General features: G+C 56.0%; 2 protein-coding genes. One reads left to right on the top strand and one right to left on the bottom strand.

Annotated elements, in window-relative coordinates:
- Positions 1 to 354: TOBE domain-containing protein (locus A3754_RS24005; protein WP_156497197.1), on the top strand; the 354-nt coding region annotated here is incomplete at its 5' end.
- A 66-nt stretch (positions 355 to 420) separates the two neighbouring features.
- Here the strand turns inward: A3754_RS24005 and A3754_RS28880 are convergent.
- On the bottom strand, positions 421 to 613 hold a 193-nt coding region (locus A3754_RS28880; RefSeq protein WP_156497196.1), incomplete at its 5' end, for an integrase core domain-containing protein.

The following is a 613-nucleotide window of genomic DNA, read 5'->3' as shown; positions in this document are numbered from 1 at the left end:
GTGGCAGAGTTCGCCGGTTACGGCACCTTTTTGCGCGGCACCGTACGCGATGGCAACACCGTTCACACCAGCTTGGGCGATGTCAGCGGTCGCAGCCATGCACCGCTGAAACCTGGCACGGAAGTAGAAGTACTACTCCGCCCGGAAGACGTGATTGCCGACGAATCCGCCCCCCTGGCACTGCCCGTCACCCGACGCCAATTCACCGGCGCCAACATCCTCTACCATCTACGCGTCGATGCCAGCGAAACCCTGCTCTGCCAGACCGACAGCCACACCAATGTAGTGGAAGGCGACAACCTGCATGTCCGCCTGGGCACCAAGCATTTGGTCACTTTTTCAGTTAACAGTTGATAGTTGACAGTTGATAGTTGATAGTTGACAGCTTGGAGTGCCCCCGATTTAGTAGACACCTAATGATTAAACGGTCGCAGCATAGGCACTGGGGGTAACTCCTCCCAGTGCCATGTGCCGACGCACATTGGGATAGTACTGGTCCGTATAGTAACGAACTTCGCTCGCCATTTCGTCTCGGCCTATCTCTCCAAGAGGGCGAGTCCACTCCTTTTTTAGCAAGGCAAAGACACTCTCGGCACAAGCATTGTCCCAGCAG

Source organism: Alcanivorax sp. HI0083 (assembly GCF_001635175.1).
The sequence above is the reverse complement of the archived record's forward strand: the minus strand, read 5'-3'. Positions and strand labels throughout refer to the sequence as shown.